This window comes from Amycolatopsis lexingtonensis, assembly GCF_014873755.1.
In the GTDB taxonomy this organism is placed as follows: domain Bacteria; phylum Actinomycetota; class Actinomycetes; order Mycobacteriales; family Pseudonocardiaceae; genus Amycolatopsis; species Amycolatopsis lexingtonensis.
The window spans coordinates 5,779,688-5,792,894 of record NZ_JADBEG010000001.1 but is presented as its reverse complement, the minus strand read 5'-3'; the positions used below and the strand labels follow the sequence as shown (position 1 = coordinate 5,792,894).

Genomic DNA, 13,207 nt, shown 5'->3' with positions numbered 1-13,207 from the left:
GACCGGTTTCGGTCGGCACGATGGCGCCAACCGACCGAGAGGAACCAGATGTTCGATCCGACCGACTTTCCCGAACCCACGCTCGTCTCCGTCAACGGTGTGGAACTCGAGGTCTTCGAAGCGGGCCGGGAGAACGCGGGAAAGCCCATCGTGCTCTGCCACGGCTGGCCGGAGCACGCCTTTTCCTGGCGCCACCAGGTGCCGGCCCTGGCCGCGGCGGGCTATCACGTCATCGTCCCGAACCAGCGCGGCTACGGCAATTCGTCCCGTCCCGCCGAAGTGACGGACTACGACATCGAGCACCTGTCGGGTGACCTCGTCGCACTCCTCGATCATTACGGCTACGAAGACGCCACCTTCGTCGGCCATGACTGGGGCGCGTTCGTCGTCTGGGGCCTGACCTTGCTGCACCCGGACCGGGTGAACGGCGTGGCGGCGCTGAGCCTGCCCTACCAAGAGCGCGGAGAGCTGCCCTGGATCGAGTTCATGGAGGCCGTGTTCGGCGCCGACTTCTACTTCGTCCACTTCAACCGGCAGCCGGGCGTCGCGGACGCCGTGCTCGACGAGCACACGGCCCGGTTCCTGCGCAACGTGTTCCGGAAGAACCAGCCCCCGGAACCGCCTCGGCCGGGGATGGCGATGATCGAGCTCGCCCGGGCGGCGACACCCCTCGGCGAGCCCGTCATGAGCGACCGCGAACTGGCCGTCTTCGTCTCCGCCTTCGAGTCGACCGGCTTCACGAGCAGTATCAACTGGTACCGGAACCTCGACCTCAACTGGCGTCTGCTGGCCGACGCGGACCCGGTCATCCGGCAGCCCGCACTCATGATCTACGGCGACCGTGACCCGATCCCGAGGTCCGAACGACTGACGGAGTTCGTGCCCGGCGTGGAAGTGACCGGCCTGGACTGCGGTCACTGGATCCAGCAGGAACTGCCGGACGAAACGAACCAGGCGATCCTGGACTGGCTGGAGCGGCGAGCTGCCGTCGGAAGCGTGCCCGGGGTCGGCGCCTAGGCGTTGCCGAGCACCCGGGTCACCGCGATCTCGAGGACGACTCGCTGCGGGTTCGGCTTGGGCTGGCGGTACCGGGCGGCGTAGCGGTTTTCGGCGTCCCGCACCGACTCCGGGTCGTCGCGCAGCACCGCGCGTCCCTCCAAAGTGGACCACTTCGGTCCTTCGAGCTGGCAGACGGCGACGGGGACGCCTGCCTCGCCCGCGGCCCGGATCAGCCGCGCCTTGACCGAGGTCGCGAACGTGATCACGCGGGCGACACCGGCGTCGAAGTCCACCGTGACGCCGACCGCGACGACGTGCGGGGTGCCGTCGGGCCGGACCGTGGTGAGGGTGGCCAGCCGGCGCTCGGTCCAGAACGTCCGGAAGTCGGGGCCGCGGTCGTCGATCTTCATGGGGTCCACGCTAGTCCGTCCGGGTGGCCCGGGTCCTGGTGAGACCACTCACGGTCATAGTAAGGAAAGTTTCCTAACAGTCTTGACCCGGTCTTGAACCTTCTGTCACGCTCACATCGCCGTCGCCGCAGCCAACGATGTCTTTACGGAGGACCGATGAAGAAGATCGTCCGGGCGGTGGTGGCTTCGGCCGCGCTGGCCGCCGGGCTGCTGAGCGTGCCGACGACCGCGGCCGCGGCGGGCACCCCGTACGTGCCGGGCACGCTGCGGCCGTCCGTCTCGCAGGCCACGCAGGATGCCGCGCTGCAGAAGTACTACGCCTTCTGGAAGCAGAACTTCCTGACGACCAAGTGCGGCAGCGGCACCTACGCCGTGCTGTCGAAGGACGCCGACCACTCGTTCGTCGCCGAGGGCGAGGGCTACGGCCTGACGATCTCGGCGATGATGGCGGACAAGGACTCGCAGGCGCGCTCGATCGTCGACGGGATCCTGAAGTTCGTGAAGGCGCACCCGTCGGTCAACAACAAGGACCTGCACGCGGCCGAGCAGGACTCGAACTGCCGGAGCGTCAACGGCAGCGACTCCGCGACTGACGGCGACCTCGAAATCGCCTACGGCCTGCTGATCGCGGACCAGAAGTGGGGCAGCGCCGGCTCGGTGAACTACAAGGCCGAGGCCGTCCGGATCATCAACGCGATCAAGAAGAGCGAGGTCAACGGCACCACGAAGTTCACCTTGCTCGGCGACTGGGGCAACGACGCGGAGTACAAGAACAGCTCGCGCTCGTCGGACTGGATGCCGGGGCACCTGCGCGCCTTCGCGAAGGCGACCGGCGACAGCTTCTGGGACTCGGTCCGGACCCGCTCCGAGACGGCGGTGAGCCAGCTGCAGTCGCAGTACGCGCCGAACACCGGCCTGCTGCCGGACTTCGTGGTCAGCACGAACACGACCCCGAAGCCGGCTCCGGCGGACTTCCTGGAAGGTCCGTACGACGGCAAGTACAGCTGGAACGCCTGCCGCGACCCGTGGCGCCTCGGCGTGGACGCGATCACGGCCCCGAACAGCGCGGCGGCCGCGCAGGTCCGCAAGATGACGACGTGGATCAAGTCCACCACAGGCGGCGACCCGGCGAAGATCCAGAGCGGCTACTCGCTGTCGGGCTCGAAGACCGAGAGTGGTCAGCACCCGTGCTTCACGGCCCCGTTCGCGGTGGCGGCGATGGCGGACCCGGGTAGCCAGGCCTGGCTGGACAAGCTGTGGACGGCGGTGTCGTCGTGGTCCCCGGACTCGACGGACTACTACGGCACGGGCATCACGATCCAGGTCCTGCTCATCCTGAGCGGCAATTACGTGGCTGCCTAGCGGTGTCACCGGACCTCACCGGCGTCTTGAATGACTCATTCAGGTCTTCGGATGTCTTGAATGACTCATTCAAGACATCGCGGGTCCGCGCGGCGCCACTCGCCACGGCTTCATAAGCCATGAAGGTGCCCCTCCCGGCACGCGGAAAAGCGCGTGCGGGACGGCGGAGCGGTCGGCGAGACTGGCGGCATGACCGGTCACCCGCGCAGCGTCGAGGAGCTGACCCGCGCGCTCGACGCGGGGAAGCGGTTCAAGTACGTCTATTTCTGGGGCCACCAGCCACCGCGCGGCGGAGGGGTGGGCTCAGGGTGCTTCAGTCAGTGGTGGCCGGCGCCGTTCGAAGTCGACGGCGTCCGGTTCGCCACCGCCGAGCACTACATGATGTGGCGCAAGGCGCTGCTCTTCGGCGACGAAGAGGTAGCCGCGCAGGTGCTCACCGCCGTGTATCCGAAGCAGGCCAAGGACTTCGGCCGCCGGGTGCGGCGGTTCGACGAAGAGGCTTGGGTCGCCCATCGCTTCGGGATCGTGGTCGAGGGGAACGCCGCCAAGTTCGCCCAGCACCCCGAGCTGGGGAGGTACCTGAGCGGTACGGGCGGCCGGGTGCTCGTCGAAGCGAGTCCGGTCGACCGGGTGTGGGGTATCGGCCTGGGGGCGGACGACCCTCGGGCGGAGAAGCCGCGCGCGTGGCGGGGCCTCAACCTCCTCGGCTTCGCCCTGGCGGACGTCCGGGCTCAGCTCGGTTCGCGCACCGGCAGCCCGGCCGCGCGGTAGATCTCGTCGATCACCGTCATCGTCTCCACCGCGTCCGCCGCCGACGTCTTCACCGGCGCGCCCTCCAGCACCGCCGCCGCGAACGCGTCCAGCTGATACGCGTACGTGGCCCGGCGCGGGAACTTCTCCGTGCGGTGGACGCCGTCCACCCGGATCGACACCCGGTGGTACGCCTGGGGCATCAGCGGGTTGAGCACGCTGATCGAGCCGCGTGAGCCCGTCACCTTCGCGCTGATCCGGAGCACCGACGACGACCACATCGAGCACGTCACCCGGCCCGTGTGGCCCGACGGGTACGCCAGCTCCGCCGTCATCGCACGGTCGACCTTGGGTGACCGCAACCGGGCCGTGGCCGAGACCACCGAAGGGGTCTCGCCGCCGAACAGCCGGGCCATGTGGACCGCGTAGCAACCGGCGTCCATCGTGGCGCCGCCCGCCAGCCCGTAGTCGTAGCGGATGTCCGAGAACTTCGGCAGCGGGAAGCACAACGCCGTCTCGACGCGCTCCAGCGTGCCCAGCGCGCCGGACGCGACGATCTCCTCCACCCGCAGCGCCAGTGGGTGGTAGCGGTAGTGAAACGCCTCCATCACGACGCGGTCCGACGAAGAAGCCAGCGCGGCGATCTCCCGGGCCTCCGCCGCGTTGGCCGCGAACGGCTTCTCGCACAGCACGTGCTTGCCGGCTTCCAGTGCCGCCCGCGTCCACTTGCCGTGGAGGCCGTTCGGGAGCGGGTTGTAGACGGCGTCGATGTCCGGATCGGCCAGCAAATCCTCGTACCCGGCGTAAGCCCGGGGGATTCCGTGCCTGGTCGCAAACGCTTGCGCGCGTTCGAGGGAGCGCGCCGCGACGGCGTCGACCGAGACCGAAGAGTGCGAAGAAGCGGGCTTGACCAGGGCGGCGGGGGCGATGCGAGCCGCTCCCAGGACGCCGATCCGCAGGCTCATGCCGCGAAGCTAGCACCAATCAAGATTTCAACAGCCAGTTGACCTCTTCAACAACGGGTTGTACCGTTCCGGCCAGTCGAACAGTGGAGGTCCGTTATGTCCCGTTCCCGTGCCGCGCAGGCGGTGTTGCTCGCGAGCCTGGCCGTGCTGGTGACGGCGTGCGGTGGTGGTCCGGACGGCGCGGGCGGGACGTCGCAGGCCGCCGGCGCGCCCGCGTCCGGCATCCCGGACACCGCCGCGATCGTCCAAGGCGTGCAGAAGGACGCCCAGCTCAACGCGGCCCTGCCCGCCAACGTCAAGCAGGCGGGCCTGCACCTGGCGTCGAACCTGCAGTCCGCGCCCAACAACTTCTACGCCGCCGACGGCAAGACCCCCATCGGCTACGAGGTCGACCTCGCCAAGGCGATCGCCGCCAAGCTCGGCGTCACGGTGGCCCACCAGGACATGGCGTTCGGCTCGCTCATCACCAGCCTCCAGTCCGGCCGCATCGACCTGACCATGGCCGGCATGAACGACACCAAGGCCCGCCAGGCGCAGATCGACTTCGTCGACTACTTCACCTCGGGCATCACGATCATGATCCGCAAGGGCAACCCGGACGGCATCACCGGCCCGGACACGCTCTGCGGCAAGAACGTCGCCGTCGTGCAGGGCACCAGCCACCAGAAGTTCGCCGAGGCGCAGAGCACCAAGTGCACGCAGGCGGGCAAGCCCGCGGTGAACGTCACCGCGACCGACAGCGACAACCAGAACCAGAACCAGCTGCGCACCGGCCGCGTCGCCGCGATCCTCAACGACCTGCCGAGCGCGGTTTACATCTCGCGGACGGCCGGCGACGGCAAGTTCTTCGAGGTCGTCCCGGGCGAGCCGATCGAGGGCGGGCCGTACGGCATCGGCGTCAACAAGGCGAACACGGCGCTGCGCGACTCCGTGCAGAAGGCGTTGCAGGCCCTGATCGCCGACGGCACCTACGGCAAGATCCTGCAGGCCTGGGGCGTCGAGCAGGGCGCGATCAAGGAGGCCGCGGTCAATGGCGGGTCCTGAACCGCTGCCGATCGTCCGGCTCCGGCACTGGGGCCGGTGGGTCGCCGCCGCGATCATCCTCGCGCTGCTCGTGCTGCTGGGCATCGCGCTCGGCAACGCGCAGATCGAGTGGAACCAGGTCCCGGACTTCGTGTTCTACAAGGTGATGGCGACCGGCCTGCTCAACACCGTCGTGCTGGCGGTGCTGTCCCAGGCCGTCGCGATCGTGCTCGGCATCGTCATCGCCCTGCTGCGCCGCAGCGCCAACCCGGTCGCCCGGTGGTTCGCCGCCGGCTACATCTGGATCTTCCGCGGGCTTCCGGTGCTGCTGCAGATCCTGCTCTGGTACAACCTGGCGCTGGTCTTCCCGGTGATCGACATCCCGTTCCTGGTCCACGAGCAGACGAACGTGCTGATCAGCGCGTTCACCGCCGCGTTCCTCGGCCTGGCGCTCAACGAAAGCGCGTACATGGCCGAGATCGTCCGCGCCGGGCTGAACAGTGTGGACAGCGGGCAGACCGAGGCGGCGAAGTCGATCGGCATGACGCCGGCCGCGACGCTGCGCCGGGTCGTGCTGCCGCAGGCGATGCGCGTGATCATCCCGCCGACCGGCAACGACTTCATCAACATGCTCAAGGGCACGTCGATGGCGTCGGTGATCGGCGTGACCGAGCTGATCCACGCGGCCAACAACATCTCGTCCAACAACCTGCTGGTCATGGAGACGCTGCTGGCCGCGGCCGTCTGGTACATGGTGGTCGTGACCGTCGCCGGCGTCGGCCAGCACTACCTGGAACGCTCGTTCGGGCAGGCCGACCGCGGGCCGCTCGCCCGCGCCGGCAAGGCTCTGCGCGGCGTGCCGCTGGTGAGGAGTGCCCGTGTCTGAGCCACTGCTGCGCGCCGTCGGCGTCAAGAAGTCCTACGGCCACACCGAAGTCCTCGGCGGCATCGACCTGGAAGTCCGCAAGGGGCAGGTCGTCTGCCTGCTCGGCCCGTCCGGCGCCGGGAAGAGCACGTTCCTGCGCTGCATCAACCACCTGGAGACGATCGACGCCGGCCAGATCTGGGTCGACGGCGAGCCGATCGGGTTCCGGCAGCGCGGCGGCAAGCTGTACGAGCTGCGCGAACGCGACGTCGCCCGCCAGCGCCGGGACATCGGGATGGTGTTCCAGCGGTTCAACCTGTTCGCGCACCGGACGGCGCTGGAGAACGTCGTCGAGGGCCCGATCCGGGTGCTCGGCCTGAAGCCCGAGGACGCGCGGAAGCAGGGCCTCGAGCTGCTCGACCGGGTCGGGCTCGCGCACCGCGCCGACGCCTACCCGGCGCAGCTGTCCGGCGGGCAGCAGCAGCGCGTGGCGATCGCGCGGTCGCTGGCGATGAAGCCGAAGCTGATGCTGTTCGACGAGCCGACGTCCGCGCTCGACCCGGAGCTGGTCGGTGAAGTGCTGGAAGTGATGAGTACGTTGGCGGGGGAGGGGATGACGATGGTCGTCGTGACGCACGAGATGAGTTTCGCCGCGGAGGCCGCCGACGAGGTGGTGTTCCTGGCCGACGGCGCCGTGGTCGAAACCGGGCCGCCGTCGGAGGTGCTGAGCGCGCCGAAGCACGAGCGGACGCGGCAGTTCCTGGCGAGGATCCTCGCGTGACGCGGATTTCGCCCCGGTACCTGCTGCAGTTCGACGAGCCCGCCGGGTACCTCGACTTCGCCCGGTTCGGCCCGCCGTCGCACGCGGTGCTCGACACGACCGCCGCCCTGCTGCACCAGGCGACCACGGCCGGTCCGTCCACTGTGGACGAGCTGATGCGGCAGGAGATCCGGGCCAAGGCCGCCGCGGCGCGGCTGTCCGGTTCGGACACCGACCACACCGTGCTGCTCCCGCACACCAGCCTCGGGCTGTTCCAGGCCGCGTTCCACAGCTCGGGCGAAGTGCTGGTGTCGGCGTCGGAGTTCCCGGCCAACACCTACCCGTGGGCGCGCGCCGAGCAGGCCGGGCGGCTGCGCGTCCGCCGGCTGGGCAGCGGTTACGTGACGCCTGAGCGGGTCGCGGAAGCGCTGACACCGGAGATCACCACGGTCAGCGTCAGCGCGGTCGACTTCCGCACCGGCTTCCGCGCCGACTTGGCCGGGCTGCGCGACGTCGTCGGCGACCGGCTGCTGGTCGTCGACGGCATCCAGGGCTTCGGCGTGATCGAGGCGCCGTGGGAGGTCGCGGACGTGCTGGTCGTCGGCGGCCAGAAGTGGCTGCGCGCGGGCTGGGGCACCGGCTTCGCGGTGCTGTCCGACACCGCCCTGGAGCGGATGGACCCGGTGCTGTCGGGCTGGACCGGCGCGCGCGACCCCGGCCTGTTCGACGACGAGATCCACGCGCCCGACGCCACCGCGCAGGCCTGGTCGATCTCCAACCTCAGCCCGATCACGTCCGGCGCGTTCGCCGAGGCCCTCGAACTCGTCGAGGACGCCGGCGTGCCCGCCATCGCGGCGCGGATCGCCGAGCGGATCGGGTCGTTCGAGGAGGTGCTGGCCTCGTGCGGCGCCGAAGTGGTGTCCGCGGTGGACCGGCGGGCGGGGATCCTGGCGTTCACGCTGCCCGGGCACCCCGCCGAGCAGGTCGGCGCGGCGCTGGCCAACGCCGGGATCGCGGCGACCGTGCGGCCCGAGCACGTCCGGCTTTCGCCGCACGCCTCGACGCCGGCGGCCGCGGCGGACTTGCTGCGTTCCGCGCTGGAGACGTTGACCAAGCCGCGAGAACCCCTGGTCGTCCCGGCCGCGGGCGCGACCACGCACGAGGTGCTCACCGCGCTGGTCCCGGCGATCCCGGGACTGGCGGCGATGCTGGGGCCGGGCAACGAGGTGCTGCTGCACGACCTGAGCCGGCTCCCGGACTCGATCGTCGCCATCGCCGGCGACCTGACCGGCCGCAGCGTCGGCGGGCCGATGACCGACCTGCTGCTCGGCCTGGTCCGCCGCGGCACCACGCAGGACCTGACGAACTACCGCACGCACGGCCCGGACGGCCGCCCGATCCGCTCGTCGACGCTGTTCCTGCGCGACGCCGACGGCATCGCGGTCGGCTGTCTCTGCGTCAACAGCGTGGACGCGTCGGCGTCGGCCGGCGGCAACGGCGAGCCGGAGACTTTCCCACCGGACGTCGACAGCCTGCAGCGGTTCCTCGTCGACCGGGCGGTCACCAAGGCCGGGATCCCGGTGGACCTGATGAAGAAGCGGCACAAGGCCGCGGTGGTCCGTGAGCTCGACGAAGCCGGTTATTTCCTGATCAAGGACGCGGTCGACCACCTGGCCGGGCGGCTCGACGTCACGCGCTACACGATCTACAACTACCTCAACGAAATCCGCGCCTGACGCTGCCCGAACGGACCTTGATTCGGGATCCGGCCGGGCGCACCATGGCGCGCATGACCGAACCGGACACCCGGGCGCTGGTGCGGCTCGAAGGGGAGGGCGGGGCCGACGAGGAGGAACTCGACCGGCTCGCCCGCCGGCTGCGCGCCGAGCTGGGCGAGCTGGACGTCGACCTGCTGGCCGCGCCCGGCGAGCTCCCGCCGGGCGCGAAAGCCGCGGACCCGGTGACGATCGGTTCCCTGGTGGTGGCGTTCAGCGCGGCCGGCGGCGTGTTCCCGGGACTGGTGGAGACGCTGAAGGAGTGGCTCGGCCGCCAGGCGGGCAAGCACCGGATCAAGGTGACGATCGACGGGGACACGGTGGAGCTGGAGCGGGCCACGTCGGCGGAGCGGCAGGAGCTGATCGACGCCTTCGTCCGGCGGCACGCTCAGGGGGCCGCGTAAGCGCCGATCGGGCACCGCCAGCCGGTCTTGGCGTCGGTCCAGCACGCCTCGCCGCCGACGACGGCCGGCACGGCGGGCCGCGCCGTGCCCGGGACCGGCGGGAGCCCGACCCGGAGGTTGTCGGCCACGAAGTCCTGGAACCGGTCCGCCACGTCGCACAGCGCGAGCGCCGGGCTGTCGCGCCGGGCCGCGAAGCCGAAGGCGGTCCCGTCGGCGGCGGTCACCAGTACCCGGTACGCGCCTCCATCGTCCGACATCGACCAGGTCACCGCGCCGATCCACGCGACGGCTTCCCGATCCGGCGCACCGGCGGCGAAGTCGCGGACCACGTCGTCCGGGGCGAGCATCCGGCGCTCCTCCCGTTGCTCCACAAAGGACTGTCCGGCCACCGTACGGCACCCCGGTCGTCCGGTGCACCCGATTTCCGCCTTTAGTAGGGCCCTGCCCCTTCGTACCTGCCCGAAAAGCGCGTCCGGGACTAGGGTTCACCCGCCCGAAGTCGCAGGGGAAAGGGAGAAAACAGTGAGACGTGCCAGGTTTGCCCTGGTCGCCGCCGCCGCGGTGGCGTCGACGCTCGTGGCCGCGCCGGCCGCGGGTGCCGCGCCCGCGAAGGCGGCGTCGATCGCCTGGGGTGCGTGCACCGATCCGACGCTGGTCGCCGCCGGTGCCGAGTGCGGGTTCCTGGGGGTGCCGCTCGACTACCGCAAGCCGGACGGCGAGCAGGTTCAGCTCGCCGTCAGCCGGGTCAAGCACAAGGTCGCCGACGCGCAGTACCAGGGCGTCATGCTCACCAACCCGGGCGGGCCCGGCGGGTCCGGCCTGCTGCTGGCCACCCGCGGGCCGCGCGTGCCCAACCACGCCGGGGACGCCTACGACTGGGTCGGCTTCGACCCGCGCGGTGTCGGCGCCAGCAAGCCGGCGCTGAGCTGCGACCCGAACTACATGGACTACAACCGCCCCCAGTACGTGCCGTTCACGCCGCAGCTGGAGAAGACCTGGCTGAATCGCTCCAAGGGGTACGCCGAGGCCTGCGCGAAGAACAACTCCAAGGCCCTGCTGGAGAACATGAAGACGACCGACACGGTCCAGGACATGGACTCCATCCGCAAGGCGCTCGGCCAGAAGCAGCTCAACTTCTACGGCTACTCCTACGGCACCTACCTCGGCCAGGTGTACGGCACGCTGTACCCGCAGAACGTGCGCCGGATGGTGCTCGACTCGACGGTCGACCCGCGCGGCGTCTGGTACGGCGACAACCTCAACCAGGACATCGCCTTCGACCAGAACATCCTCATCTGGTTCGGCTGGCTCGCCCAGCACGACGACGTCTACCACCTCGGCAAGACGCAGTCCGCGGTGCAGCACGTGGTCAACGAGCAGCTGCTCAAGACGTCGTTCAACCCGGCCGGCGGCGTGATCGGCCCGGACGAGATCCTCGACGTCATCCAGCAGGCCAGCTACTACCAGCTGCGGTGGACGCTGCTGGGCGACGCGCTGTCCCGGTTCGTGAACAAGGGTGACTGGCAGAACTGGAAGACGCTGTTCGAGGCCTTCGGTGGCCGCGGCGACGACAACGGCTACGCGGTCTACCTCGCCGTGCAGTGCACCGACGTCCAGTGGCCGCAGAGCTGGAACACCTGGAAGCGCGACAACTGGAAGACCTTCGCCAAGGCGCCGTACTTCACCTGGCAGAACGCCTGGTTCAACGCGCCTTGCCTGTACTGGCCCGCGAAGGCAGGCAAGCCGACCAAGGTCGACGGCCGCGGTGTGCAGAGCGTGCTGATGATCGACGAGACGCTCGACGCGGCGACGCCGTACGAGGGCAGCCTCGAGGTCCGCAGCCGGTTCCCGGGTGCTTCGCTGATCGCGGAGCCGGGCGGCACCAGCCACGCGATCACCCCGCGCGGCAACGCCTGCGTCGACACCAAGATCGCCGACTACCTGGCGACGGGCGCGCTCCCGGCCCGCAAGCCGGGCCGCACCGCCGACGTCGAGTGCGCGCCGCTGCCGCAGCCGACGCCGCCGGCGCCGACCGCCGCGAAGGCCGACGTCGCCGCGACGCAGGGCTTGGTCGCCGGGCGGTTCGCCGGCTGACCTGCGGAAACCCTGAGGAACGGGGTGCCGGGCACACTGCCCGGCACCCCGTTTTCGTGCCACGGGCTTTGAAGGTCCGTGGACTTTGTGTTACAAAGTGCACCATCGAGTTTGAAACGCAAAGTCCACGAAAGGAGGACGCCATGACTGGGGGACCGGCGTTCGCACTCCACGGCTTGACCAAGCGGTTCGGCCGGGTCACGGCGGTCGGCGGCGTGTCCGTCGAGGTCGCGCGCGGCGAGGTCGTCGCGCTGCTCGGGCCGAACGGCGCGGGCAAGTCGACCACCGTCGACATGCTGCTCGGCCTGACCGAGCCGGACGCGGGGGAGGTGACCGTCGCGGGTGGCAGCCCGCGCGAGGCCGTCGACCGCGGGCTGGTCGGCGCGATGATGCAGAACGGCGCGCTGCTGCCGGACGCCACGGTCGGCGAGCTCGTCGACCTCATCGTTTCGACGCACGCGAAGCCGCTGCCCGCGGCCGAGGTGCTCGCCCGCGCCGGCCTGACGAACCTCGTCAAACGCCGCTGCGGCAAGCTTTCCGGCGGCGAGCGGCAGCGCGTGCGGTTCGCGCTCGCGCTGGCCGGCGACCCGCAGCTGCTCGTGCTCGACGAGCCCACCGCCGCGATGGACGTCGACGGCAGGCGGGCGTTCTGGGCGGCCATCCGTGAGTTCGCCGCCACCGGCCGGACCGTCCTGTTCGCGACGCACTACCTCGCCGAAGCCGAGGACTACGCCGACCGCGTGGTGCTGATGCGCCACGGCCTCGTCGTCGCCGACGGGCCGGTCGCCGAGGTCCGGGCCGCGGTGTCCGGCCGCGTGCTCAAGGCCGTCGTGCCCGGCGCGACGGAAGCCGAGCTGGCCGCGCTCCCCGGCGTCACGAGCGTGCAGTTGCGCGCCGGCCGCTCCGAGCTGGCCTGCGCCGACTCCGACGCCGCCGTCCGCGCCCTGCTCGCCGCGCACCCGGCGGCGTCCGACATCGAAATCACCGCGCTGGGCCTCGAAGAGGCTTTCCTGGCGCTCACCGCCGAGGAGGCCGCCGCGTGAACACCACCTACCTGAGCCTCGAGATCAAGCGGATCGTCCGCAGCCCGCAGTTCACGATCTTCACCATCGGCATGCCGGTCGCGATGTACCTGCTCTTCGGGGCCATCTTCGGCGACTACGTCCTGGACAACGGCCTGCACTCGAGCACGCAGACGATGATCGGCATGGCCGCGTACGGCGCCAGCGGCGGCGCCCTGTTCACCGGCACGAGGGTGGCGCAGGAACGCACGGACGGCTGGCAGCGGCAGTTGCGGCTCACGCCGATGCGCGGCCCCGGCTACCTCGCCGTCAAGGTCGCGTCGGCGATGGCCGTCGCCCTGCCGGTGCTGCTGGCGATCTTCTTCGTCGGCTTCCTGCGCGGGGAACCGCTCACCCCGGCCGAATGGGGCCGTCAGCTGGTGTTCCTGTGGGCGGCCACCCTCCCGTTCGCCGTCCTCGGCCTGGCCATCGGCCTGTTCGGCAAGGGCGACACGGTCGGCGCGGTCACCGGCGCCCTGATGATGCCGCTGGGCATGCTCGGCGGGCTGTGGATCCCGCTGGAGATCCTGCCGGGCTGGATGGCGACGGTGGCGCACTTCGTGCCGACCTACTGGCTGCGCCGGGTCGGTCTCGACCCGCTGACGCACGCGTCCGGCACGTGGGTCGCGGTGCTCGTGCTGGCGGGCTGGCTGGTCGTCCCGGCGTTGATCGTGGTGCGGCGGTTCCGGCTGGACACGGCCCGGCTCTGAGTGCGTGTTAGCTTCCGTGCAGGTGCACG

General features: G+C 70.4%; 14 protein-coding genes. 11 read left to right on the top strand and 3 right to left on the bottom strand.

Annotation, left to right across the window (positions count from 1 at the left end; translation table 11 throughout):
* The first annotated feature begins 48 nt into the window (after positions 1-48).
* The gene (locus tag H4696_RS26025) at positions 49-1,017 is read left to right on the top strand and encodes an alpha/beta fold hydrolase (protein ID WP_086865264.1); all 969 of its coding nucleotides are present in this window, start codon (positions 49-51) and stop codon (positions 1,015-1,017) included.
* Here H4696_RS26025 and H4696_RS26020 read toward each other — a convergent pair.
* Positions 1,014-1,409, bottom strand: a complete 396-nt coding sequence (locus H4696_RS26020; RefSeq protein ID WP_169735219.1) for a TIGR03618 family F420-dependent PPOX class oxidoreductase — start codon at positions 1,407-1,409, stop codon at positions 1,014-1,016. The genes H4696_RS26025 and H4696_RS26020 overlap by 4 nt on opposite strands.
* A gap of 156 nt (positions 1,410-1,565) precedes the next feature.
* Between H4696_RS26020 and H4696_RS26015 the strand changes: the two genes are divergently transcribed.
* Both H4696_RS26015 and H4696_RS26010 read left to right on the top strand, forming a co-directional pair.
* Positions 1,566-2,771: a family 8 glycosyl hydrolase gene (locus H4696_RS26015; RefSeq protein WP_192782540.1), complete on the top strand. Its 1,206-nt coding sequence runs from the start codon at positions 1,566-1,568 to the stop codon at positions 2,769-2,771.
* Between the two features lie 189 nt (positions 2,772-2,960).
* Positions 2,961-3,542 (top strand): NADAR family protein, encoded by a 582-nt coding sequence (locus tag H4696_RS26010; RefSeq protein WP_086856439.1) that lies wholly within the window; start codon positions 2,961-2,963, stop codon positions 3,540-3,542.
* Here H4696_RS26010 and H4696_RS26005 read toward each other — a convergent pair.
* A complete protein-coding gene (locus H4696_RS26005; protein WP_086856436.1) occupies positions 3,503-4,486 on the bottom strand; it encodes a Gfo/Idh/MocA family protein in 984 nt (327 codons plus the stop codon). The two genes, H4696_RS26010 and H4696_RS26005, sit on opposite strands and share 40 nt — an antisense overlap.
* Positions 4,487-4,582: 96 nt before the next feature.
* On the opposite strand from H4696_RS26005, the gene H4696_RS26000 reads away from it, so the two are divergent.
* From H4696_RS26000 to H4696_RS25980, 5 genes are read left to right on the top strand one after another with little or no spacing between them, the layout of a single operon-like run.
* Positions 4,583-5,530 (top strand): ABC transporter substrate-binding protein, encoded by a 948-nt coding sequence (locus tag H4696_RS26000; RefSeq protein WP_086856435.1) that lies wholly within the window; start codon positions 4,583-4,585, stop codon positions 5,528-5,530.
* Entirely contained in the window at positions 5,517-6,395 is an 879-nt protein-coding gene (locus H4696_RS25995) for an amino acid ABC transporter permease (RefSeq protein WP_086856434.1), read from the top strand. The genes H4696_RS26000 and H4696_RS25995 overlap by 14 nt, the downstream gene beginning before the upstream one ends.
* Positions 6,388-7,155 (top strand): amino acid ABC transporter ATP-binding protein, encoded by a 768-nt coding sequence (locus tag H4696_RS25990; RefSeq protein WP_086856433.1) that lies wholly within the window; start codon positions 6,388-6,390, stop codon positions 7,153-7,155. The genes H4696_RS25995 and H4696_RS25990 overlap by 8 nt, the downstream gene beginning before the upstream one ends.
* Complete coding sequence (locus tag H4696_RS25985) at positions 7,152-8,870, top strand: aminotransferase class V-fold PLP-dependent enzyme (RefSeq protein WP_086856432.1); 1,719 nt, start codon at positions 7,152-7,154, stop codon at positions 8,868-8,870. Before H4696_RS25990 ends, H4696_RS25985 begins: the two co-directional genes overlap by 4 nt.
* A 53-nt stretch (positions 8,871-8,923) precedes the next feature.
* On the top strand, positions 8,924-9,313 hold the full coding sequence (locus H4696_RS25980) for an effector-associated constant component EACC1 (RefSeq protein ID WP_086856438.1): 390 nt from the start codon (positions 8,924-8,926) through the stop codon (positions 9,311-9,313).
* Here the strand turns inward: H4696_RS25980 and H4696_RS25975 are convergent.
* Positions 9,298-9,702: a hypothetical protein gene (locus tag H4696_RS25975; RefSeq protein WP_143264920.1), complete on the bottom strand. Its 405-nt coding sequence runs from the start codon at positions 9,700-9,702 to the stop codon at positions 9,298-9,300. The two genes, H4696_RS25980 and H4696_RS25975, sit on opposite strands and share 16 nt — an antisense overlap.
* A gap of 133 nt (positions 9,703-9,835) precedes the next feature.
* On the opposite strand from H4696_RS25975, the gene H4696_RS25970 reads away from it, so the two are divergent.
* The 3 genes from H4696_RS25970 to H4696_RS25960 all read left to right on the top strand — a co-directional run bounded on the left by H4696_RS25970 (position 9,836) and on the right by H4696_RS25960 (position 13,178).
* Positions 9,836-11,407 carry an alpha/beta hydrolase gene (locus H4696_RS25970; RefSeq protein ID WP_249026841.1) on the top strand — a complete coding sequence of 524 codons (1,572 nt, stop codon included), beginning with the start codon at positions 9,836-9,838 and terminating at the stop codon, positions 11,405-11,407.
* A 143-nt stretch (positions 11,408-11,550) separates the two neighbouring features.
* Entirely contained in the window at positions 11,551-12,450 is a 900-nt protein-coding gene (locus tag H4696_RS25965) for an ABC transporter ATP-binding protein (RefSeq protein WP_086856430.1), read from the top strand.
* A complete protein-coding gene (locus H4696_RS25960) occupies positions 12,447-13,178 on the top strand; it encodes an ABC transporter permease (protein WP_086856429.1) in 732 nt (243 codons plus the stop codon). Before H4696_RS25965 ends, H4696_RS25960 begins: the two co-directional genes overlap by 4 nt.
* Positions 13,179-13,207: the final 29 nt, after the last annotated feature.